Origin of the sequence: Algoriphagus iocasae, from assembly GCF_014206875.1 — a bacterium.
GTDB classification, from domain to species: domain Bacteria; phylum Bacteroidota; class Bacteroidia; order Cytophagales; family Cyclobacteriaceae; genus Algoriphagus; species Algoriphagus iocasae.
The window spans coordinates 1,366,304-1,389,501 of sequence record NZ_JACIJO010000001.1 but is presented as its reverse complement, the minus strand read 5'-3'; the positions used below and the strand labels follow the sequence as shown (position 1 = coordinate 1,389,501).

Sequence of the window (23,198 nt, the reverse complement as noted above, 5' to 3'; positions counted from 1 at the left end):
ATTAATAAGTAAACATATGGCAAGTACTGCAGATTTTAAAAACGGGCTTTGTCTGGTGATGAACAATGATATTTTTACCATTGTTGAATTCCAGCACGTAAAACCTGGAAAGGGTGCGGCTTTCGTAAGAACTAAGCTAAAAGGACTTACAACTGGCAAAACTCTGGATAAAACATTTAATGCGGGGGAAAAAGTAGAAACTGCCCGGGTTGAGAAAAGACCACATCAATTCCTATATAAGGATGATTTGGGATACCATTTTATGGACACCAATACATTTGAGCAGATTTCTATTGAAGAAAAACTGATCGAAAGATCAAATCTTTTGAAAGACGGACAATTGGTTGACATCTTAGTTCATGACGAGACTGAAACACCACTTTCTGTAGAATTACCTCCATTTGTAGAGCTGATGATCACCTATACAGAACCTGGTATCAAAGGAGATACTGCTACAAACGCCCTTAAACCTGCGACAGTAGAAACTGGAGCGACGGTAATGGTACCATTGTTTGTAGAGCAGGATATCATGATCAAAGTAGATACTAGAGACGGATCCTATTCCGAACGAGTAAAATAATTAACTTAGCTGTGCATTACTGATTGTAACAGCTATTTTTATTTAAACCCAATTTTGGATTGTCCTTGGACATTTTAATAAAAACGAGACTATGAAACCTAAAGAGATTCAAGAGCTGATTGATTATATCTCAAATTCAGGCTTGGCAGAAGTCAAAATCAAAACTGATGAGTTTGAACTATCAATTAAGAAAGATTCATCCAACGTACGAGTAGTGGAAGCTGCTCCGGCACCTGCACCAGTTGCAGCTCCGGCACCTGCTCAAGCGGCTCCAGCACCTGCTCCGGCAGCTCCTGCTGCGGCTCCTGCAGCTCAAGAGGCTTCAAATTTGGTGGAAATTAAATCCCCAATGATCGGAACTTTCTATTTGACTCCTAATCCTGACTCTCCGGCTTTTGTAAACGTAGGAGACAGTGTAAAACCAGGACAGACAGTTTGTATCATCGAAGCTATGAAGCTTTTCAATGAAATCGAGTCTGAAGTTTCTGGAAAAATTGTGAAAATATTGGTAACTAATTCTACTCCAGTAGAATATGATCAGCCTTTATTCCTTGTAGATCCTGCAGGATAATTTTCCAAACTAAAAGAAAACACCGTGTTTAAAAAGATACTAATTGCCAATAGAGGGGAAATAGCACTACGAGTGATCCGTACCTGCAAGGAAATGGGAATCAAAACGGTTGCTGTTTATTCTACTGCTGACAAAGATAGCCTTCATGTAAGATTTGCGGACGAAGCAGTTTGTATTGGCCCTGCTCCAAGTAGAGAGTCTTACTTAAATATCCCTCGAATTATTGCAGCAGCTGAAATCACCAATGCTGACGCGATTCACCCGGGATATGGTTTCCTTTCAGAAAATGCTGAATTCTCAAGAATTTGTGAAGAATATGGCATCAAGTTTATAGGAGCAAGTCCAGAAATGATCGCTAAAATGGGTGACAAGGCTACGGCTAAAGCAACCATGAGAGAAGCTGGTGTTCCTACAGTTCCTGGATCAGATGGACTTTTAGAGTCTATCGAACAAGGCGTCAAACTTGCAAATGAAATGGGTTACCCAGTAATCCTGAAAGCAACTGCAGGTGGTGGTGGCCGAGGAATGAGAATCGTGAAAGAAGAAAGCGGTTTCAAAAAAGCTTGGGATGATGCTAGAATGGAATCTGGAGCTGCTTTCGGAAACGATGGATTGTATCTAGAAAAATTCGTAGAAGAGCCTAGACATATCGAAATCCAGATTATAGGAGATAATAAAGGAAGAGCATGTCACCTATCTGAAAGAGACTGTTCAATCCAAAGAAGACACCAAAAATTAGTTGAAGAAACTCCATCTCCTTTCATTACAGATGAATTGAGAAATGCAATGGGTGAAGCAGCCATTAAAGGAGCAGAAGCCATCGGATACGAAGGAGCTGGAACGATTGAATTCCTGGTGGATAAAAACAGAAACTTCTACTTTATGGAGATGAACACCCGAATTCAGGTGGAGCATCCGATTACAGAAGAAGTAACTGACTTTGATTTGATCAAAGAACAAATCAAAGTAGCCGCTGGAGATGTCATCAGTGGTAAAAACTACTATCCAAAGCTATTTGCAATGGAATGTAGAATCAATGCCGAAGATCCTGCAAATGGGTTCAGACCAAGTCCAGGAAAAATCAACAATCTTCATATCCCAGGAGGCAGAGGTGTCAGAGTTGACTCTCACGTTTATGCAGGATATGTGATTCCTCCAAATTACGACTCAATGATTGCCAAACTAATTGTTAGCGGTCAGTCCAGAGAAGAGGTAATTGTAAGAATGAAAAGAGCTTTGGAAGAGTTTGTGATTGATGGAATCAAAACTACAATTCCTTTCCATATCGCTTTATTGGAAGATCCTGAATTTAAAGCTGGAAACTTCACTACGAAGTTCCTGGAAACATTTGATTTCTCAGTTATTAAAAAATAATCCAACCTTATACCAAGTTAAAAGCTGCTCAAATGGGCAGCTTTTTTTATTTTAATGAAATTTTCAACTTAACTACTAATCATGTTTTTCTAGTAGATTGGCTATCAAGAAGTATTTTTCGGGAGTTAATATTTAAAAAATTTGAATAAATACCGGATGACTTTTGTTATTTTTTTTTATAACTTGAAAACCTAAAATTACCCCAAATGACCTTTAAGCAGATAAAAATTCCGGTTTTAGTTTCGCTAGCTGCCATTTTATTCTCTTGTCAGGAAAAAAACGAGAGTAGCAGTACTCTAACAGGAATTGACCAAGTGAGCTACAATTTTCACATCCGTCCGATTTTATCTGACAAATGCTTTGCATGCCATGGTCCTGATGCCAATAAAAGAGAAGCTGATTTAAGGTTAGACACCGAGGATGGAGCTTTTGCTGCACTAAAAGAAAGCCCAGGGAAATTTGCTTTAGTTTCTGGAAACCTTCAAGAGTCTGAAGTTTACCACAGGATCATTTCTGAGGATCCAGGGGAAATGATGCCCCCTCCTGAATCAAATCTGGTGTTGACAGAAAGAGAAATCACTCTGATTAAAAAATGGATAGAACAAGGTGCGAAATATGAACCCCACTGGGCTTTTACAAAAGTTGAAAAGCCTAACCTCCCTCCTTCTGATGATTGGTCTAAGAATGAAATTGATCGATTTGTGCTTCAAAAAATGGAGGAAAATGGGCTTGAACCTAACCCTGTTGCAAAACCACATGAATTAATCAAACGAGCAAGTCTGGATCTGACTGGACTGCCTCCTAGTCCGGAGTTATTAGATCGGTTTGGAGATTTGACTGGTGAAAATAGCTACGAAGACCTATTAAATGGCCTTTTATCTGACCAATCTTTCGGAGAAAAACTTGCCGTGCTTTGGATGGATATTTCCAGATATGCAGATAGCTACGGGTATCAAGATGACAACATCAGAGGACAATGGCCTTATCGAGATTGGGTAATTCATGCATTTAATGAAAATATGCCTTATGACCAGTTTATCACTTGGCAACTTGCGGGAGATTTGCTTCCTGACCCCACCAAAGAGCAGATTTTAGCGACAGCTTTTAATAGAAATCACAAGTACACCGAAGAAGGTGGTGTAATCGATGAAGAATATAGAATTGAATATGTTCTAGACAAAACAAATACATTCAGCAAAGGGGTCTTGGGAATCACGATGGAATGTGCACAATGCCATGACCATAAATACGATCCATTTTCCCAACAGGAATATTATGAAATGTTTGCCTTCTTCAACAATACACCTGAAAAGGGATATGAAGGGGATGTTTCTGTTTCCAAACCTGCAAAAACTCCTATTCTTTGGATTGACGAGCAGGATCTTTCAGGAATAATGAGTTTCATTAACTATCAGGACACTTCCAAATTAAGTGTATCGGTGATGGGCGAACTAGGTGAAGAAGAAAAAAGGACCACGTACATTTTAGATAGAGGTGTCTATGACGCTCCTTCCGTACCTGTTTCCGCATCTACTCCTTCCTCGATCTTAGAATTCCCAAAAGGTCTTGAAGCTAATCGGCTTGGGCTAGCAGAATGGACCACCAACAGAGACAACCCACTTACTTCAAGAGTCTTTGTAAATTTGATTTGGCAGGAAATATTCGGTACAGGCATCGTAAAATCCGCCGGAGACTTTGGAATGCAAGGAGATTTACCAAGTCATCCTGAGCTTCTAAATTGGCTAGCTGCAGATTTTATGGAAAATGGATGGGATATCAAGCGATTATTAAAGCAAATCCTTAGCTCTGCAACCTACCAACAATCAGCCGAGATCACCAAAAATCATTTGGCTAAAGATCCTGAAAACATCTATTTAGCAAGAGCACCAAGACTAAGGTTATCAGCAGAAAATATTCAGGATTTAGTTTTAGCTAGTAGCGGCTTACTACACCAAGAACTCGGTGGTCCTAGCGTAAAACCTTATCAGCCAGAAGGTGTTTGGGAAGCGGCTTCTTCAGGTCGCGGAGTCTTGGCAACGTATGTTCAAGACACCGGAAAAAGTCTTTACCGTAGAGGGCTATATAATTTCATTAAGCTGACCGTACCACCTCCAAAGGCAATTATTTTCGATTCCAGCAACAGAGATCAATGTGAAGTGGGTCGAGGAAGAACCAATACGCCATTACAGGCATTAGTGATGCTGAATGACCCGATGGTTTTAGAAGCTTCGAGAGTCCTTGCAGCGAATCTGGAAGAAACTTACGAAAATGACAATGAAGCAATTCAAATGGCATTTAAGAGGATTCTTTGCCGAGATATGAACTCAGAGGAAGAAGAGTTATTGGAAAGTTATTTTGAGGATCAACTGAAACGGTTTGAATCGAATCAGGATCAGATCAAACCAACTCTTGAAGTTGGGGAGTATCCAATTTCATCAGAACAGGAGAATGCCAGAACTGCCGCATTGATGCAGGTGATCGTCAGTTTATACAATTTGGAAGAAACTATTACAAAGATTTAAAGATGGACAAGGAAATTTTAGAGCAGGGATTAAATCTTAACAGAAGAAAGTTTTTGTCCAAGTTGAGCTTGGGAGTTGGGAGTGCGGCATTAGGTTCACTTTTAATTCCAGATTTGTTTAAAGGAGGTAGCCCGGACGAAGAAGCTATCATGGCTGCTCTCCCTCATTTTGCTCCGAAGGCTAAACGAGTAATTTACCTTTTCCAAAATGGAGCTCCTAGCCAATTGGAATCATTTGATTACAAGCCTTTATTAAATAAAAATATGGGCGAGGAATTGCCTGAATCAATTCGTCAAGGCCAAAGACTCACAGGGATGACTGCAGGACAATCCTCATTTCCATTGGTGGGTTCCTATTTTAAATTCAATCAATACGGGGAATCCAGAGCATGGATTTCTGAAATATTTCCGCATACTGCCAGTGTGGTAGACGATATTTGTATCGTCAAATCCATGCATACAGAGGCAATCAATCACGATCCCGCTTTGACATTTTTCCAAACAGGAGCGCAAGTTGGAAACCGTCCAAGTATGGGTTCTTGGCTTAGTTATGGTTTGGGAAGTGAAAACAGCAATTTACCTGCCTTCTGTGTCCTTTTGAGTAGAGGAAAAGGAAATGGACAGGGAGTTTATTCAAAGCTTTGGAGCAATGGGTTTTTAGATGCTACGCATCAAGGCGTCCAATTTTCTAATTCCGAAGACCCGGTTTTGTATTTAAAAGATCCAAAATCCATGTCTCGGGATGAAAGAAGGAAAATGTTAGATCAGATAGCGGCCATGAATGACCTCAGTTATCGAGAATTTAATGATCCTGAAATCAGTGCTAAAATCCAGCAATACGAAATGGCTTTTAGGATGCAAACCGCTGTTCCTGAAATGACTGATGTCTCTAAAGAACCAGATAGTATCATCAAAATGTATGGTCCGGATTGTTTGGTGCCAGGAACATATGCAGCCAATTGCCTGCTAGCAAGAAAGCTTTCGGAAAGCGGCGTTAGATTCGTTCAGCTTTATCACCAAGGCTGGGATCAACATGGAGATTTACCTTCTCAAATGGCCATGCAAGCAAAAGATGTAGATCAGGCTTCGGCAGCATTGATTTCTGATTTGAAACAAAGAGGTTTGCTTGATGAAACTTTAGTGATTTGGGGTGGGGAGTTTGGTAGAACGAATTATTGCCAGGGTAAAATCCAGCTTGATAATTATGGAAGAGACCACCATCCTCGAGCGTTTTCCATTTGGATGGCCGGTGGCGGTGTCAAGTCCGGAATGGTCTATGGAGAAACGGATGAATTTGGCTACAACATTGTCGAAAACCCTGTTCATGTCCACGATTTCCAAGCAACAATGCTTCATCTTATGGGAATCGACCATGAGCGACTTACCTACAAGCATTTAGGAAGAAGGTATAGATTAACTGATGTTTCAGGAAAAGTCATTAAGGATTTACTGGCCTAAAATTTATGATTCAAGCACAAAGGTTTAAGCAAATCCTCGAAAACTCGCTTTTCGTTTGGTTAGGGTTGACATGCATTTTGGTAATTGGAGGTTCTAACCTTTTAATTCCAGATTGGCTTCAAGTTCTCGGCAGGTCACATCCCCTACTACTCCATTTTCCAATTGTTTTGATCTTAATGGGATTGGTATTTTTCTGGATCCCTAAATTAAAACCAGAGATCAAAGAAGTCGGAACCTATTGTCTTTTGATTGGAAGTAATTTTGCAGGAATAACCGTCATAGCAGGTTTATTGCTAGCACAAGAAGATTTTGAAGGAGCGGACTTAGATTGGCATCAATGGATGGGAATTGCCACATTTGTCCTCTCTATTTTGATTTATTTTTATAGAGAAAAACAAAGTGCTCTTTTAAAACCATTAACCATAGGATTGGGAGCTGTTATTGTCCTTACTGGCCATTTGGGAGCCAATTTAACCCACGGATCAGATTTTCTTTTAGCACCTTTTCAAAGCCAAGAAGTCAAGAAGGTACAGCTTTCAGAAGCCGTTATTTTTACTGATATGGTTCAGCCTATTTTGGAAGCAAAGTGTCTGAGTTGCCATAAGGAGGGGAAAATCAAAGGTGAGTTACGATTGGATCATTTGGAAGGGATCAAAAAAGGTGGAGAATCCGGTCCATTTATCGTCCCTGGTGACACCAAAGAATCTTTGCTTACCCAGCGAATACATTTGCCTAAAGAAGAGAAAGAACACATGCCTCCCAAAAACAAGGAGCAGCTAACTGATGAAGAATTAGAAATATTGACTGCCTGGGTTTTGAACGGAGCGGATTTCGAAAAGAAGGTGGTTGATCTTGAGCCTGAAAACGATCTATTTATTTTTGCCTCAGCAAAGTTTGACGAAAATAAAACCTATTCATTCGATGCAGCAGATCCGGATTTGGTGGAAGAATTGAATAATTTTTTCAGAAAAATCAATCCTTTGTACCCAGATTCTCCTGCTCTGGAAGTTTCCTATTTCGGAATTTCTGCCTTTGATCCCGAAAGCTTAAAAGACCTGACCAAGATCAAAGAACAGGTGGTCAAAATCAATTTGAATAAAATGCCCTTGGAAGGTGTTGACCTTTCACTTTTCAGCAAATTTCCAAATTTGGAGGAAATCCAGGTGAATTTCGCAGGGTTAAGTAATTCACAAATTTCAGATTTGAGTAAGATAGAAACTTTGGAAAGTCTAGCTATTTCTGGAAACAAAATCACTGATGAAGTCATCCCTGATCTTAAAAAGCTGAAGAACCTGAAAAAGCTTTTTGCTTGGAAAACGGATTTTTCGGAAAACGGAATGACAAAACTTCAAACAGAGTTAGTAGGCGTAGAAATTGATTTTGGTTTTGATGAATCTGGTTTAATCTATGAATTGAATGCCCCTAAACTGATTTACGATGATATTCTATTTAAGGATAGCACTCTTTTGGAAATAAAGCATCCAATTCCGACCGTGGATATTCGATATACGCTCGATGGGTCGACACCAGATAGTATTTCCAGTAAATCGTATTCAGGTCCATTTTCACTAAAAAACACTTCCAGAATCAGTGCAAAGGCTTTTGCAAAGGGCTGGATCGGGAGTCCTGAGGAAAGTATCTTATTATTCAAATCCGGAATCAAACCTTCAGAAATCGAACTACTCTCTGAACCAAATGAAAAATACGCCGGTAAAGGAGCAATTACATTAAACGATGAAGTAAAAAGTAAACCAACTCACACTACTGGTGAATGGCTTGGCTTTCAGGAAAACCCTGCGGATTTTATTGTGAAATTAGCTGACTCAAGAAAGCCTAAACAAATTGTTTTCAGTGTTTTATATAATGAAAGCGCTTATATTTTTCCTCCTACTCAGGTTGAAATTTGGGTTAAAAAATCTGGAAACTGGGAATTGGCAATAAAGGAAACTCCTCCTCAAAGCGAAGATATCAAAATACCAAGACTAGAAGCTTTATTGTATGACCTACCTGAAGGATCATATGATGAAATTCGTGTGAGATTAACACCAATCTCCAAATTGCCGAAATGGCATCCTGGAGCTGGTGAAAAAGGTTGGTTTTTTATTGATGAGGTGCTCTTGGAAGATTAAAATGTAGCTAGTAGCAAATTTTATCTTCCAGCTTTTGGGTAAGTTTTTCCGTCTACATCAATTTCTCCAATTTTCTTAGGGTTTCCATTTGTAGCATGTATGATCCCTGCCATAATTGCAGCAGCCATGGATGTTCCAGACATAATCTGATATGGATTGCTGCCTCTTTCTCCATTTCCTAAGGCATCTTTTGACCAAGTGGAAAATACTTTACTTCCAGGGACAAAATAATCAACATCTAACCCAAAATTTGATTCAGAATATTTTTCTCCTAAACTATCACAAGTAAAATCCAGAGCGCCAACAGTAAAAATATTTTGACCATTTATACAACCAGGTAAATTTCGGTGTGCCTCTCCTCCTTCATTTCCAGCTGACATTACCACAAACATGCCTTTATTGGCAATATTCAGAATTGCTGATGTAAGTAAAGGATTCGAATCACTACATTCAGAAACATCATAGCTTCCTAAGCTCATCAATACAACATCTCCTTCTTGTCCGTAATTTGCAATATGATCCAGTGCTAATAAGATTTTTGACCAGCTACTAACACCCTCTCTATTAAATACTTTTATAGGAATAATCTCTGCTCCAGACGAAACTCCATTTGCAGAAAGCCTTCCGGACCCTTTGCCTGCAGCTAGGCCGGCACAGTGAGTTCCATGGCCCAAAAAATCCTCAAATGGAGATTCACCAAGAACAAAGGAGGCAGCCAGCTTTTGATTCCTATTTACTTTTAAATCTTTATGGGTCATATCCACTCCTGTATCTATTATCCAAATACTTTCTTTCCTATTATTGCTATTAATGGATCCGCCTACTAATTCAATGGCACAACTTGCTTTGTTATTCTCATCATATAACCAATCAGAGTTGGTCATTCCCCTTGACTGCATAATCGGACGACCTTGCATGATTGGCCTTCCTTGTGAACCTGGTTCACCTTGCATCATTGGCCTCCCTTGAACTTGGATATCCATTACAACACTTTCCACATTAGGATCATTTTTTAAACTTTGAACCTCTTGATCCGTCAATGGAGCAACGAACCCTACTTTAACATCCACAAACTGATTATCAATTTTTCGAATCCCTTTATTATTGACGAAATTCTGAAGTTTATTCTTCTTTTCAGCTCTTCTACCTTTATTACTATCAGATTGTAGGATTCTATCTGAGTTATTTTGCCTTGATTCCAGAACTGGATTATCGAAGGTGTTTTTCATCGTGACGACATACGTACTTTGCCCAAGACTGACAAAACTCAAAATCAAAAAACTGGTAAGAAACAATAACTTTTTCATAAGACCCATGTTAAAACATCAAACAATGTAATAGTAGATTATTAAGCAAAATACTCTTTTTAGGATATAAAACACATTTAATATTGTAAAAAATTTATCAAACCTTGAATAATTTCAAGAATCAGGATAAATTGAATTCGTAATAAAAAAGTTGTCCATAGAAAAATTAATGACTAAAAAATATTTAATAAAAAGCAGATCATGGTCAATCAATTTTATGAGAGATAATCCCAATTGTATTAACAAGCCGGGACAAATCGCGTATTATTGTTTAAATGTTGACAAAAATTATTTAGATTATTCAACTACCATACAAATTGAATAGCTAAACTGATTTCAAGATTTTTTATGGCCCAAACATTAAATAGAAAACAGTCTATTGTTTATTTTTCTGATATCGTCGGATATACCTTACTAATGGGTAAGGATGAGGATCATGCTTTCGATTTGATGAAGCAAAACCTCGAGCTTCATCAGGAAATTTTTAGCAAATATCGAGGCAAAATCATAAAAGAACTGGGTGACGGAATTTTAGCCATTTTTGAAACTGCCGAAGAAGCAATCAAAGCAAGCTATGAGGTCCAGAAGGAATGGCAAAAATCAAAAGAACTACAGTTACGAATAGGTCTACATTGTGGAGGAATTATTCTTGATCATGGAGATGTCTATGGAGACGCCGTAAATGTGGCCTCCCGAGTTCAAAGTATAGGAGTACCATCTTGTATCCTATTCAGCTCCAAAGTACTGGAGCAATTACCAAAAGATTTAGAATTTACTTATGTAAATCTTGGCACATTTCGCCTAAAGAATGTTGCCAAAGAATTGGAGCTTTATGCCGTGACCAATAAGCCTTTGGCAACGCCAAAAAGGGCCGAAATGATCAAGACTGTTAAGTTTCAGGAACGCGAACCATGGAAGTTTTGGGTCGCTTTTGCAGCCACAATTTCAATTTTTTTATTTTTGATCTACTCGCTGATTTGGAATAACAATACATGGGAAAAAGACAAGTCGGTAGCGGTTTTGCCATTCACCAATGTAAATGCACAAAGTCCTCAGGATGCATTTTCAATAGATATCACACAAGAAATCATCAGTCAACTTTCTGAAATTGCAGATATAAAGGTCATTTCCTTTTCTTCCATAAAAGACATCTCAGATTCTAATCTTGATTTAGATTCATTGGGAGAAGCTTTAGAAGTCAGTACAATTTTGAAAGGGTCAATTCAATATTTAAATGAAATGACTAAAGTCAATGTACAATTAATTGACATTGAAGAAAATAAAAACCTTTGGACAGAATCATTTACGCGATCAGGAGAAAATCTCCTTCAAATACAAAGTATCATTGCTAAAGAAATTTCAAGAGTTTTAGGCATATCATTAACAGCAAAAGAAGAAGCGGAAATAGGAAAAGTAATTACTGAAAGCCCCGAAGCTTACAATTTGTATTTATTGGCAAAAAAGGAATATTCCAATTATAATATGGAAGGCTTTACTAGAGCTGCAGAATATTATAAGAAAGCTATTAGCATAGACAGGAATTTTACAATGGCTTACGCAGGATTAGCTGACACCTATTCTCAATTTGCTGCGAATACTGCTGAAACCGCATGGTATGACTCGAGTAATATAGTCACTGAAAAAGGTCTTTTAATTGATCCTAATTCTGCAGAACTCTATAAAACAAGGGGAAATACTTTCTACTATCAAGGCAAATTAGAAAGCGCAAAAAAATCCTTTGAAAATGCAACGTTAATCAAACCCAATTATAGTGAAGCAATAGGAAATTTGGCAACCATTGATTTCAGTCAAGGATATTTAGAAGATGCATTAAATGGTCAAATTAGATCAGCTTCACTAAATCCAAACAATCAAGTCCCGTTTAGAATAGCCGGCTGGATTAACAGAATAATTGGCAATAATACAGAAGCTTTAGAGTGGCTCAAAAAATCTCTCAACATTGCTCCAAATCCTGTAACGTACAGCTTAATCGGAACAGCATACATTTCGGAAAACAGAATTGAGGAAAGCAAAAAGTTAATTCCAGAAATCTTAGAGAAAAACCCCAATACAAACGGTTATGAATCTGCTGGGCTGATTAACTTTTTTTCTAAAGACTTTGCTCAAGCCAAAGAAAATTATGAAAAATCAATCCTGTCTTTTGAGAATTTTAGAGAGGATTATTACTTCACTGTGCCAATAAATTATTCGTACTTGTTAATTCAGGAAGGGGATAATAAGACTGCAGATAGCCTTCTTAATAATTCTATTTTTATAAGAGAAGAAGCTCTTTCACGAGGTGAAAAAGATGCAAATCTTTTGTTCGATTTGGCATGTGCTTATGCAGCAAAAAAACAAACATCTCAATCTCTCAACTATTTGAATGAAGCATTTGAAAATGGATGGAGAGATTTATTTTTTATAGAATACAACCCAATTTTCGATTATTTAAGGAGCAATCCTGAATACAGAAAAATCATTCAAAAGATTTCGGCTGAAGTGGAAAGGGAAAAAAATAAAATAAATGCGACTTCCCTCGAGAGAAGTCGCTGATATATAGAATAGTTTTTTTTAAGCTTAGTTTACCTTCCCTATTGGATATTGGGATCCCGAATCATTATTTGAAGATAACCCGTTAACTTTTTCTGCAGAAGTACCTCCTGGCAAACTGCCTCGCGCATGAATAATTCCGGCCATCAATGCAGTAGACATTGAGGTTCCAGACATTACCCTGTATGAATTCCCCGGAAAAGTTGAAAACATTTCTTCTCCAGGACTTACAAAGTCAATAGTCGGACTCTTAAAAGAAGAAAAATTCGAATAAACAGGTGTCAAATAAATTCCTTGTTGGAAATCAAAAGTTGTTTTAATTGACGCAACAGTAATAGTTGAATCATTTGTTGACGTTGGCACATAGCAACCTGGAAAATAATCCTCAGACTTTATAGCCTCATTTCCTGCAGCTATTACCACATAAACATGTTTTTTGGTTGCTAAATTTACTATTTGCTTCAACACTTTATTCAAATTGCCATTTGGATTACTACAATAATTAATTGAAGAAGCTCCCTGCCATTCTGCACCAATACTCATATTAACAATATCCCCAGGATTTGCTAAACTATATACATGCTCTAAAGCTTTCACTACTTTTGCCCAAATACCAAAACCATTTTTATTAATAACCTTTATAGAAACCACTGGAGCACCCGGAGAAACGCCGTTCATACCTATTTGATTAGGATCATTAGGAGCATGTGCCTTGCCTGAAGCAATCCCTGCACAATGTGTTCCATGACCTAGAGAATCGATTAAAGGATCGTCCTCATTTGGTACAAATGATTTAGAATATTCAACATTGACTCCACCCTCCATCACAGTTCCTATCACATTTAAATCTTTATGGGTTCCATCAATACCAGTGTCCACAATCCAAATTTTGTGCTCTTCACTTCCCACGATATTTAATGGATTTACGAAGCTCACGTTTGTACTAGTCTTATTCTGTGAATCATATTGCCATTCCTGATTATTCTGCATTGAAGGTCTAATGTTCTCAGGAATCGGGTTAGACTGCATAGAAGGTCTTATATTTTGAAAAGTAAAATTTTGTTGAGCAGCTACAACATATTGATGACCTTTAATTCTTTCTGCGTCTTTTTTACTTAAGTTTTCCATCAAGAAACCTGAAAAACTGATGACAAAAATATCCTCATCGTTTATTGTAATGTCATGCTCTTGTTTAAAATAGTCCTGAATTACCTTCTTTTTGCTTAGAATTATATCGGGATTTATCTGGCCTTCATTGTCTTCCTTAGCTTCATTTACGATCGGGGCAAACTGATTTTCATCAAGATAAAACAAGTAAGACCCCTCAATCAGTTGTTCTGAACTAACCCCAAGAGGATTTAGGGTATTTTGAACTTCTGAGATTTGGGTACTGCCAGGATTTGCAATTTTATCATTTTTGCAGTAAATCAAGAAAAAACACAAAAACAGGATGAATGCTAGATTTTTCATAGGACAAAAGTTAAAACGTTAAAAATCAATTTTTTAAAAGTAAATGAAGATAAAAAAATATCTTGAAAAATGTAATATTTATAGAATAAAATTGTACTATCTAAACATATTCATTATTCATCTTTCATTAGCATTTCCCTATACTTACCGATATTCTCTGCCACTTCCTCTTCCAAAACCGGTTCTTTAATATCCTTATATCGTACCATTTCCTCCAATATAGTTTTTGCCACCAAAACCCTTGCAGTCTCTTTATTATCGGCAGGAATGATATACCAAGGTGCATGTGGTTTAGAAGTTCTATTGATTGCATCTTCATAATAGGATTGATACTTTTCCCAATATCCGCGCTCTTTCAAATCACCTGGAGAAAATTTCCAGTTATGCTTCTTTTTATCCAACCTCCTCAAGAGTCTATGCTTTTGCTCATCCTTACTGAGATGAAGGAAAAACTTCAGGATAATTACCCCATTTTGACTGATATGCTTTTCGAAATTATTGATCTGATCAAATCTCTTTTCCCAAAAGGCGGGGGTAATGTCCTCCACAGAATCAATTCCAGGAATATTTTCTGATAAGATATATTCAGGATGAACCCTAGTCACCAGTACATTTTCATAATGGGTTCTATTGAATACAGCATATTTGCCCCGCTCTGGAAGTGCGATATAATGCCTCCACAGATAGTCATGCTCCAGTTCTGAGGAAGTCGGAGTCTTAAAACTATGTACAACCACTCCCCTCGGATTAAATTCTTTGAAAACTTCCCTGATCAAACTGTCTTTTCCGGCAGTATCCATCCCTTGTAAACATATTAAAACAGAATATTTATTATGCGCATACATGGTATCCTGATGGTCAGATAATGCCTCTCGATATTCATTTAGCTTTTTAGCCTTTTTCTTTTCAGAGGTTTCTAAGTCTAGAAAAGTAGGGACATTTTTCAGCTCTATTTTAGAGGTTACTTTAAGTTTTTCGATGTCGATATTTTTCATTCTCTCGATTTTAATTCAACAAAAATTTTAATGAAAAGCATAAAACAAGATAATATTTTAAATTGAGGCGAGATTACTTAGATTAATAATTCAATTTATTTACCACCCAATTCAACCTTAAAAATGACATTAAACTCCAGTTCTGGTATCTTATCAAATAGATATCTCGCTTTGGATGTATTGAGGGGAATGACAATCGCATTTATGGTAATTGTAAATACCGCTGGCGATTGGTCCAATTTATATGCACCATTAGCTCATGCCAAATGGCATGGATTTACTCCTACTGACCTTGTTTTTCCAACATTTCTATTTGTGGTTGGAAATGCAATGAGCTTCTCCATGAAAAAACTTCAGGAGATGTCCACCGGGGATTTTTTTAAAAAAGTAGGAAAACGGGCCTTCCTCATATTCTTTATAGGATGGTTGCTTAATGCCTTTCCATTTTACCACATTTCAGAAAGCGGTGAATTCAGTTTCATCAATCTTACAGAAGTTAGACTCTTCGGTGTTTTACAGAGAATCTCCCTTAGTTATTTCTTTGCAGCCATTGTATTGTATGTAGGTGGAGTTCGATTTAGCTGGATTTTTAGTGGGTTGGCTTTGCTAGGGTACTGGGCGATCATGTATGTGTTTGGAGATGCTTCCGATCCTTATGGGTTGGTAGGAAATGCCGCTATTAAGCTTGATTTGGCATTGATTGGGCCAGAAAGAATGTATGGTGGAGAAGGAATTCCATTTGACCCAGAAGGTTTACTGAGCACACTGCCTTCCATTGTCAATGTCATAGCAGGTTATTTGGTGGGAAAAATGATCCAAAAGCTTGGCAATAACATGGAAACAGTGAAGAAACTTGTGATTTTCGGTGCAGTTTTAATAGCCGCAGCCTATGCTTGGGATCTTGTTTTCACTATCAACAAAAAAATCTGGACTAGCTCTTACGTGCTTTTGACTGTTGGAATTGACATGTTGATTCTCGCTGTTTTAGTATATGTCATAGAAATGAAAAGCATCAAAGGTTGGACCTATTTCTTCGAAGTATTTGGAAGAAACCCTTTGATACTTTATGTGGCATCGGGAATCGTCATCAGATTATTAGGGATGATCCCTGTCGGAGATATGAGTTTAAGAGCTTTTGTTTATCAAAATTTATTTACCAACTGGCTCAGCCCAAAAAATGCTTCCTTTTTCTTTGCTTTCACCTACATGCTTTTGATTTGGGTGATAGGGCTATGGATGGATAAAAAACGAATCTATATTAAGGTGTAAACTTAATTCACTGACAGTCAATTCTGTACCAAGAAATCCTTAAATTATCCCTGTTTTTTAATCAAACAGGGATTTTTTATGAAATTAAAAATTGGAGTTTATAACGTAGAATGGATGAGGGATCTTTTTGATTCCGAAGGAAACCCAATCACCACTGGAGCTGATGGAAACCGAAGCAAAAAACTGGCAGAAGTAGTAGAAGCCATGGATCCTGATTTTTTGGGAATTGTCGAGGGTCCAAATACTTTGGTAAATCAATCCAAAACAGCTTCCCTTCAATTGGAAGCCTGGATTCAGGAATTTATTCCTTCCAAAAACTTAAAAGGAATCCATGGATTTCCTTCTCCAGGTCAGCAGGAACTTTGTGCGCTTTACAATCCTGATAAAATCAAGGTACTTTTTACTCCAGAAACCAAAGAAGGAAAACGATTTGATGAGCCTTTTTTGGTCGATACATTAAACAGGCTGATCAAAGAACAATACAAGCACTACAGACCACCTTTGGAATTAAGTATTTTGGATCTGAATGACGTTTTTCTCACTCGGGTAATAATTGCCCATACCAAGTCCAAAGGAATTTTTGACATGGTAGACTATGCAAGGTTTGAACAAATCTCACAGCGGGATCGATTGAAACTATTTGCAGAATGTATGTCCATCCGAGAGCGATGCGACGAGTATTTGGAAAAGGGACAACAGGTGATGGTCATGGGAGATATCAATGACGGTTTTGAGCTGGATTTCTATGAAAATAGATTTAGCAAAAGTGCGGTTGAATTACTTCTTGGAGACACCTGGCATCCTGAATACATCCTAAAATCAGTATTACCCAAGCCTAAACTTAATTCATTTGGCTGGACACCGAATTCCAGTCGATTCAAAGACAGAATTACAGGCGATCAAATAAATGTATTGATCGACCATATTCTGGTAAGCCAAGGTCTCAAAATCCTTGATGGAAAGGTTTGGAATCCTTATCTTGAAAAGGATAACTCTCTTATCCAAAGTGTCAGAAACCAACTTATTCAAGGTTCTGATCACTTCCCAATTCTATCTGAAATCGAATTTTAAACTTTACAAAAATGGATCAAGCCGCTCAAACGATGATTGATAACCTAGAAAAAAACACAGGTAAAAGTCTGGATGAATGGGTTTCGATTGTCAAAAAAGAGAATTTCCAAAAGCATGGAGAAATTCTAAAATACCTTAAAACCAATCATCAATTCACACATGGATTTGCCAACTTGGTGGCCCATAAAACTTTGAAATCAGATGCAGGTTCTGTTTCCGATACCGATGAATTGATTGCAAAACAGTACAAAGGCAAAGAACATTTTCTCCCGCTTTATCAAAAACTTAGATCCATAATCGAAGGTTTTGGCAAAGACGTAGAATTCGCTCCTAAAAACGCCTATGTCAGCGTGAGGAGGAAGAAGCAATTTGCAATGCTGATTCCAGCCACTAAAACCAGATTTGACATTGGAATTAACCTAAAAGGTCAAGAACCATCCGGAATTTTGGAACTTGACACCAAATCTAGTGGCATGGTAAGCCATAGAATGGTAATCAACCATGAGGAGCAATACTCCAAAGAACTAGTCGATTGGCTTAAAAAAGCTTATGAGGCTGCTGGTTAATTATAAACTATCCACAACATTGGATTACAATTGATCAATTTTCAAGGGGTTTCTTCTTCGATTTTGGATTACCTTAATTGATTATTCAAAGTCCCAATTTATGAGTTGTCTTTCTTTAATTAAAAGTTATAAATCAGCTTTTTTACTGATTCTTTTTCTCAGCTTTTTTGGCCAGAAATCGATGGCTCAAATTACCGAAGAGACCTATCACAGAGCTGAGTATTTTTTGAGCAATTCTATTCAAAAGGAAGTATATCATCTGGAAGTTATTCCAAATTGGCTTGAGGGGAAAACCAAGTTTTGGCACCAAGCCTACACAGAAAATGGGAAGCGCTTTTTCCTAACTGACATAGAAGCAAAGACGACAAAGGAAGCATTTGATCATGCCTTATTAGCAAAGCTTCTAAGTGAAAAGACAGGCGAAGAAATTTCCGATAAAGATCTTCCGATTAATCGAATTCAAATAAAGCAAGACGGTTCTATTTCATTTAACTGGAAAAATCAGGATTGGACTTTAAGCGGTGATCAACTAGATTCAAAAAGATCCAATGCGCCAAGGAACAGAGATAGCTCTATTTCCCCTGATGGAAAGTGGAGAGCTTTCACCCGAAATTTCAATCTTTTTGTAGAGAATCTAGAAACTGGCGAAGAAACTCAACTGAGCCATGACGGTAAAAAGGACTATGAATACGCATCCTTTTGGGGTTGGTCGGACATGATCTATGGAGAAAATGGGGAGAGACCGTTCCATTTCTCTATCAATTGGTCCCCAGATTCTAAAAAAATTCAAGCACAGATTGTTGATCTAAGATTGGCAGAAAAAATGCTACTACTTGACAATAGCCAAGACGATAAATTCCGCCCACAACTTCAAGGTTACTATCGGGCTTCTCCAGGTGATACCACTGTGGTTACTTATATCCCCGTGCTTTTTGATTTAGAATCTAAGGACATGCACAAGTTCACCGAACTTTCCCTTCCCCATTTTATAGGTATGTATTTCAATTGGGACAGCTCAAGCGAGCATCTTTATGGGACTTATTTACACCGAGGAATTAAGGCTTTTGACTTGATTGAAATAGACGCCAATACAAAAGAAATCAGAAAAGTATATTCAGAATCCTCTCCTACCCATGTCAATAATAATAACATCTTCAGAAGATTGGATAACGGTCAATTTATACTTGGAACAGAAAAATCAGGCTGGAATCAATTGTATTTGATGGATTGGAAAAGTGGGAAGTTGATCAATAATATTACCGATGGCGAATTCGTCGTCAAAAACGTTTTGTATTTAGATGAGGACAATGGTATTCTTTATTTTGAAGCTGCCGGAAAGGAAAAAGATGTGAATCCTTATTATTCTTTTGTCTATAAGGTGAATCTTGATGGAACGGGCTTAACGTTACTGACTCCGGAAAATTCATTCCATGAAGTTTCCTATTCTCCTGGATCCAAGTATTTCGTCGATAATTATTCAACAGTAGATACCCCAACAGTTTCTGTAGTCAGAGAATTAGAGACAGGAAAGATAGTTTATGAGGTTTCGAAAGCAGATATCTCGAATCTACTTAATAGAGGTTACCAAAGCCCAAAACAGTTTACTGCAACAGCGAAAGATGGTAAAACCACCATTTATGGTATCTACTATTTGCCAACGACCTTCTCCCCAAAAAAGAAATATCCAATCGTAGATTACACTTACACAGGTCCACATATTGACATTACTCCAAAGACCTTTAAAGCTGGGTTAATCGGTTTGCAGCAACCGATGGCGGAACTTGGTTTTGTAGTAGTCACTGTAGATGGCTTAGGCACTCATGGTCGAGGAAAAGCATTCAACGATGTATCTTATAATAATCTTGGTGATGGCACAACTGACCATGTCTTAGCTATCAAAGAATTGGCTGCAAAAAACAAGTTTATGGATATCGATAAAGTTGGGGTTTTCGGACATTCTGCCGGTGGGTATGATGCTGGAAGGGCGATGTTACTTCATCCGGACTTTTACAAAGTAGGAGTAGCCTCAGCAGGAGATCATGATCACCGAATGGAAAAGGCTTGGTGGCCTGAAATGTATATGGGTTATCCAGTTGGAGATTTTTACCATGATCAATCCAATATCACCAATGCAGCAAATCTCAAAGGACATTTGCTTTTGGCACATGGTGGAATTGATGAAAATGTAAACCCTTCCGCTACTTTCAAATTTGCAGAAGCATTAATCAATGCAGGAAAAGATTTTGATTTATTTATCTGGCCAAGCCGAAACCATAGCTTTGGAAGGACAAATGGGGATTATTTCACCAAGAAACGCTGGGATTACTTTATCGAGCACCTAATGGGAGAAAAACCTTTGAGGCATTATCAGATTCAAACTGGAAATTAAATAGCTCTTTTAAGAATCTATCCTTCAATTTCTTTCACTAATTCCTCATACCAAGCTTCTCCATATTTACGAATCAAGGCATCTTTGAGAAATTTGTAAATCGGTACTTTGAGGCTTGATCCTAATTGACATGCAGGATCACAGATATGCCAGCGATCATAGTTCAAGGCATCAAACTCATCGTATTTAGTCACACGAATCGGATACATATGGCAGCTTATTGGTTTTTTCCAGCTGATTTTGCCATCCAAATACGCTTGTTCGATTCCACATTTTAGGATTCCTCTTTCATCGTAAAGTGCATAAGCGCATTCTCTATTGTCACCAATGGTTGGAGTTCCTTTGTCTCCATCTTTATCAAAAACCCACGTTCCCTGCTCTTCGATAGCCTTTCTCCCCTCTTCGGTGATATAATCTTTGACAATTGGATAAATCTCCTCAATGATTTTAGTCTCTTCATCTTCCAAAGGCGCTCCAGCATCACCTTCTACACAACATGCTCCTTTGCAAGCCTCTAAATCACAGACAAAAAAGTTTTCTTTGATGTCATCAGACAGAACGGCATTTCCTACTAAAATCATAAAGTTTCAAATTAGATTCCAAAGGTAAGCAAACTGATCCAAAAGGGATTTAAGATCTTGGTTTTTGAAAATCTTTCCTTCTCACATAAACTCCTTTTTTGAGCGTCGAAATGACCACTCCAGAATTATCCACTACCTCACATGGAAATTCAAAAATGTATTTTCCAAGTTCATCCACTTTCAGCTTCACTTCCTCTATTTGCTTAGAACTCAAGGAAAAAGTCGCAAAAACAGTCCCTTTACCAGGTTTTACAAATTCGATATGGGCATACTTATCCCAGACTATGTATTCCGATCCTAAATTTGCTATCAGAATAAACATGAAAAATGGGTCACACATTGAATACAAAGAACCTCCAAATGCTGTTCCTATCAAATTTCTATTATACCAACTTAATTTGAGCCTTACTTTGAACATCCTATAATCCTCAGAATAGTCAATCACCTTGATCCCTGAAAAAAAATATGGAGGATACCAATTAATGGCTCTAATCAACTTTTTAAATTTCTTTTCTTGCTTCATTTTAAAAAGTTAAGAGTATTTGGCAAAAAAAGAACCGCTCTCAGAAAGAGCGGCTCAACCCAGCACTATGAAAAACAGCTTAATAGCTATCAGACATAGAACAGGTAGTTAATCTTTTTGTTTAAAAACTTTTTCATTAGCTAATAAACAGGACATTAGAGTGTTTTTTATGCCATTTACTTTTAGGATAAAACCCATCTGGGATAAAATTCCGTTCTTTACGTCGTGCAAGTCGTCTTGTCGCCGCGATGTATATCGGGGAGGAAAGTCCGGGCAACATAGAGCGCCATACTTCCTAACGGGAAGGGGGCTGACTGGTGACGGTCAGTTTACAGATAGTGCCACAGAAAATATACCGCCCAGTGATGGGTAAGGGTGAAATGGTGGAGTAAGAGCCCACCGTCCCGGTGGTGACATCGGGAGCAAGGCAAACCTTATGGGTTGAAAGATCAAATAGGTCCCGCATTGGATTAAGTTCCAAGAAGAGTTGCTCGTTCTTACGCGGGATGGGTAGATCGATGGATCCTGATTGCAAAGTCAGGGCTAGATAAATGACAAGATTCTTATTTGGATTTATCCATTAGGAAACAGAACCCGGCTTACAGACTTGCACTTTTTTCTTTTATATTAGAGCCATGTCAAAAATTTTGATCATCGATGACGAGAAAGTCATCAGAGCTACATTACGCGAAATATTAGAGTACGAAAAGTTTGATGTCTCAGAAGCTCAAGACGGTGCTGAAGGCCTCAAAAAACTCATGGAAGAAGATTTTGACCTAGTCCTTTGTGATGTCAAAATGCCCAAAATGGATGGAATTGAGGTTTTAGACCAAGCAAAAGCCTTGGACAAATCCCCTCAATTTATCATGATTTCTGCTCACGGCAGTATAGAAACTGCTGTGGAAGCCACCAAAAAAGGTGCTTTCGACTTCATCCCAAAACCTCCTGACCTTAACAGACTTTTACTGACCGTGCGAAATGCATTGGATAAGAAAAATCTGGTAACTGAAACGAAAGTTCTCAAAAAGAAACTTTCCAAAAAGTTGGACATGGTTGGTGAGTCTGCTGCAATCCAGCATGTAAAAGGAACTATTGAAAAAGTAGCTCCTACCGATGCTCGGGTGTTGATCACTGGTCCAAATGGTACTGGAAAAGAATTGGTAGCCCACTGGGTTCATGCAAAAAGCAATCGATCTTCAGAACCATTTGTAGCAGTCAACTGTGCTGCAATCCCTTCCGAACTGATTGAAAGTGAATTATTTGGGCATGAGAAAGGTGCTTTTACTTCAGCACACAAGCAGAGACAAGGGAAGTTTGAGCAAGCTCAAGGCGGAACTTTGTTTTTGGATGAGATCGGTGACATGTCACTTTCTGCACAATCCAAAGTTCTAAGAGCACTTCAGGAAAATCTGATTAATCGAGTCGGAAGTGATAAAGACATCAAAGTGGATGTTCGGGTTTTGGCAGCGACCAATAAGGATCTCAAAAACGAAATCAAGGAAGGAAAATTCAGAGAGGATTTATACCACAGATTGAGTGTGATTTTGATTCAAGTTCCGGCACTTAAAGAAAGAAAAGAGGACATCCCGTTATTGGTGGATAAATTTCTTGAAGACATTGCTTCTGAAAACGGAGATGTCAAAAAATCAATTTCATCTGCAGCTTTGAAAAAACTTCAGGAATTCCCTTGGACAGGAAATATCAGAGAATTACGAAACGTGATCGAGCGATTGGTGATTCTGGGAGAACCAGAAATCAGTCTAGAGGACATAAAAAAATATGCTGACTATTAAGGTCAGCATATTTTTTAACTATTTGGCTTCTCAGTAGATGGTGCTTTTGCG

17 protein-coding genes and 1 other RNA gene are annotated in these 23,198 nt (G+C 38.0%); 13 read left to right on the top strand and 5 right to left on the bottom strand.

The window, feature by feature from the left end:
• Positions 1-16: 16 nt before the first annotated feature.
• The 6 genes from efp to FHS59_RS06075 all read left to right on the top strand — a co-directional run bounded on the left by efp (position 17) and on the right by FHS59_RS06075 (position 8,633).
• Positions 17-580, top strand: a complete 564-nt coding sequence (gene efp, locus FHS59_RS06100; protein WP_184493983.1) for an elongation factor P — start codon at positions 17-19, stop codon at positions 578-580.
• A gap of 91 nt (positions 581-671) precedes the next feature.
• Entirely contained in the window at positions 672-1,151 is a 480-nt protein-coding gene (gene accB / locus FHS59_RS06095) for an acetyl-CoA carboxylase biotin carboxyl carrier protein (protein WP_184493981.1), read from the top strand.
• A 24-nt stretch (positions 1,152-1,175) separates the two neighbouring features.
• Positions 1,176-2,525: an acetyl-CoA carboxylase biotin carboxylase subunit gene (gene accC / locus FHS59_RS06090; RefSeq protein WP_184493979.1), complete on the top strand. Its 1,350-nt coding sequence runs from the start codon at positions 1,176-1,178 to the stop codon at positions 2,523-2,525.
• A gap of 206 nt (positions 2,526-2,731) precedes the next feature.
• Positions 2,732-5,047 (top strand): PSD1 and planctomycete cytochrome C domain-containing protein, encoded by a 2,316-nt coding sequence (locus FHS59_RS06085; protein WP_184493977.1) that lies wholly within the window; start codon positions 2,732-2,734, stop codon positions 5,045-5,047.
• Positions 5,048-5,049: 2 nt separating this feature from the next.
• The gene (locus FHS59_RS06080) at positions 5,050-6,504 is read left to right on the top strand and encodes a DUF1501 domain-containing protein (protein ID WP_184493975.1); all 1,455 of its coding nucleotides are present in this window, start codon (positions 5,050-5,052) and stop codon (positions 6,502-6,504) included.
• A 5-nt stretch (positions 6,505-6,509) separates the two neighbouring features.
• Entirely contained in the window at positions 6,510-8,633 is a 2,124-nt protein-coding gene (locus FHS59_RS06075; protein ID WP_184493973.1) for a c-type cytochrome domain-containing protein, read from the top strand.
• Positions 8,634-8,653: 20 nt separating this feature from the next.
• On the opposite strand, the gene FHS59_RS06070 is transcribed toward FHS59_RS06075, so the two are convergent.
• Positions 8,654-9,940: a S8 family serine peptidase gene (locus FHS59_RS06070; protein ID WP_184493971.1), complete on the bottom strand. Its 1,287-nt coding sequence runs from the start codon at positions 9,938-9,940 to the stop codon at positions 8,654-8,656.
• A gap of 348 nt (positions 9,941-10,288) precedes the next feature.
• Here FHS59_RS06070 and FHS59_RS06065 point away from each other — a divergent pair, with 348 nt between their 5' ends.
• Entirely contained in the window at positions 10,289-12,493 is a 2,205-nt protein-coding gene (locus FHS59_RS06065; protein WP_184493969.1) for an adenylate/guanylate cyclase domain-containing protein, read from the top strand.
• A 24-nt stretch (positions 12,494-12,517) separates the two neighbouring features.
• Here FHS59_RS06065 and FHS59_RS06060 read toward each other — a convergent pair whose 3' ends face one another.
• Together FHS59_RS06060 and FHS59_RS06055 are read right to left on the bottom strand one after the other, a co-directional pair.
• Positions 12,518-13,960, bottom strand: coding sequence for a S8 family serine peptidase (locus FHS59_RS06060; RefSeq protein ID WP_184493967.1), 1,443 nt, complete (start codon positions 13,958-13,960; stop codon positions 12,518-12,520).
• Between the two features lie 113 nt (positions 13,961-14,073).
• Positions 14,074-14,955 carry a PPK2 family polyphosphate kinase gene (locus FHS59_RS06055; RefSeq protein ID WP_184493965.1) on the bottom strand — a complete coding sequence of 294 codons (882 nt, stop codon included), beginning with the start codon at positions 14,953-14,955 and terminating at the stop codon, positions 14,074-14,076.
• Between the two features lie 123 nt (positions 14,956-15,078).
• Between FHS59_RS06055 and FHS59_RS06050 the strand changes: the two genes are divergently transcribed.
• The 4 genes from FHS59_RS06050 to FHS59_RS06035 all read left to right on the top strand — a co-directional run bounded on the left by FHS59_RS06050 (position 15,079) and on the right by FHS59_RS06035 (position 20,250).
• The gene (locus tag FHS59_RS06050; protein ID WP_184493963.1) at positions 15,079-16,224 is read left to right on the top strand and encodes an acyltransferase family protein; all 1,146 of its coding nucleotides are present in this window, start codon (positions 15,079-15,081) and stop codon (positions 16,222-16,224) included.
• Between the two features lie 78 nt (positions 16,225-16,302).
• Positions 16,303-17,295, top strand: coding sequence for an endonuclease/exonuclease/phosphatase family protein (locus tag FHS59_RS06045; RefSeq protein ID WP_184493961.1), 993 nt, complete (start codon positions 16,303-16,305; stop codon positions 17,293-17,295).
• An 11-nt stretch (positions 17,296-17,306) separates the two neighbouring features.
• The gene (locus FHS59_RS06040) at positions 17,307-17,861 is read left to right on the top strand and encodes a DUF4287 domain-containing protein (RefSeq protein ID WP_184493959.1); all 555 of its coding nucleotides are present in this window, start codon (positions 17,307-17,309) and stop codon (positions 17,859-17,861) included.
• Between the two features lie 181 nt (positions 17,862-18,042).
• The gene (locus tag FHS59_RS06035) at positions 18,043-20,250 is read left to right on the top strand and encodes a S9 family peptidase (protein WP_246388315.1); all 2,208 of its coding nucleotides are present in this window, start codon (positions 18,043-18,045) and stop codon (positions 20,248-20,250) included.
• A 17-nt stretch (positions 20,251-20,267) separates the two neighbouring features.
• Here FHS59_RS06035 and FHS59_RS06030 read toward each other — a convergent pair whose 3' ends face one another.
• Positions 20,268-20,831: a DUF3109 family protein gene (locus FHS59_RS06030; protein ID WP_184493955.1), complete on the bottom strand. Its 564-nt coding sequence runs from the start codon at positions 20,829-20,831 to the stop codon at positions 20,268-20,270.
• 49 nt (positions 20,832-20,880) lie between these two features.
• Complete coding sequence (locus tag FHS59_RS06025) at positions 20,881-21,354, bottom strand: DUF4442 domain-containing protein (protein WP_184493953.1); 474 nt, start codon at positions 21,352-21,354, stop codon at positions 20,881-20,883.
• A gap of 224 nt (positions 21,355-21,578) precedes the next feature.
• On the opposite strand from FHS59_RS06025, the gene rnpB reads away from it, so the two are divergent.
• Positions 21,579-21,972, top strand: an RNA gene (gene rnpB, locus FHS59_RS06020) — RNase P RNA component class A.
• 17 nt (positions 21,973-21,989) lie between these two features.
• Entirely contained in the window at positions 21,990-23,147 is a 1,158-nt protein-coding gene (locus tag FHS59_RS06015; protein ID WP_184493951.1) for a sigma-54-dependent transcriptional regulator, read from the top strand.
• Positions 23,148-23,198 lie beyond the last annotated feature (51 nt).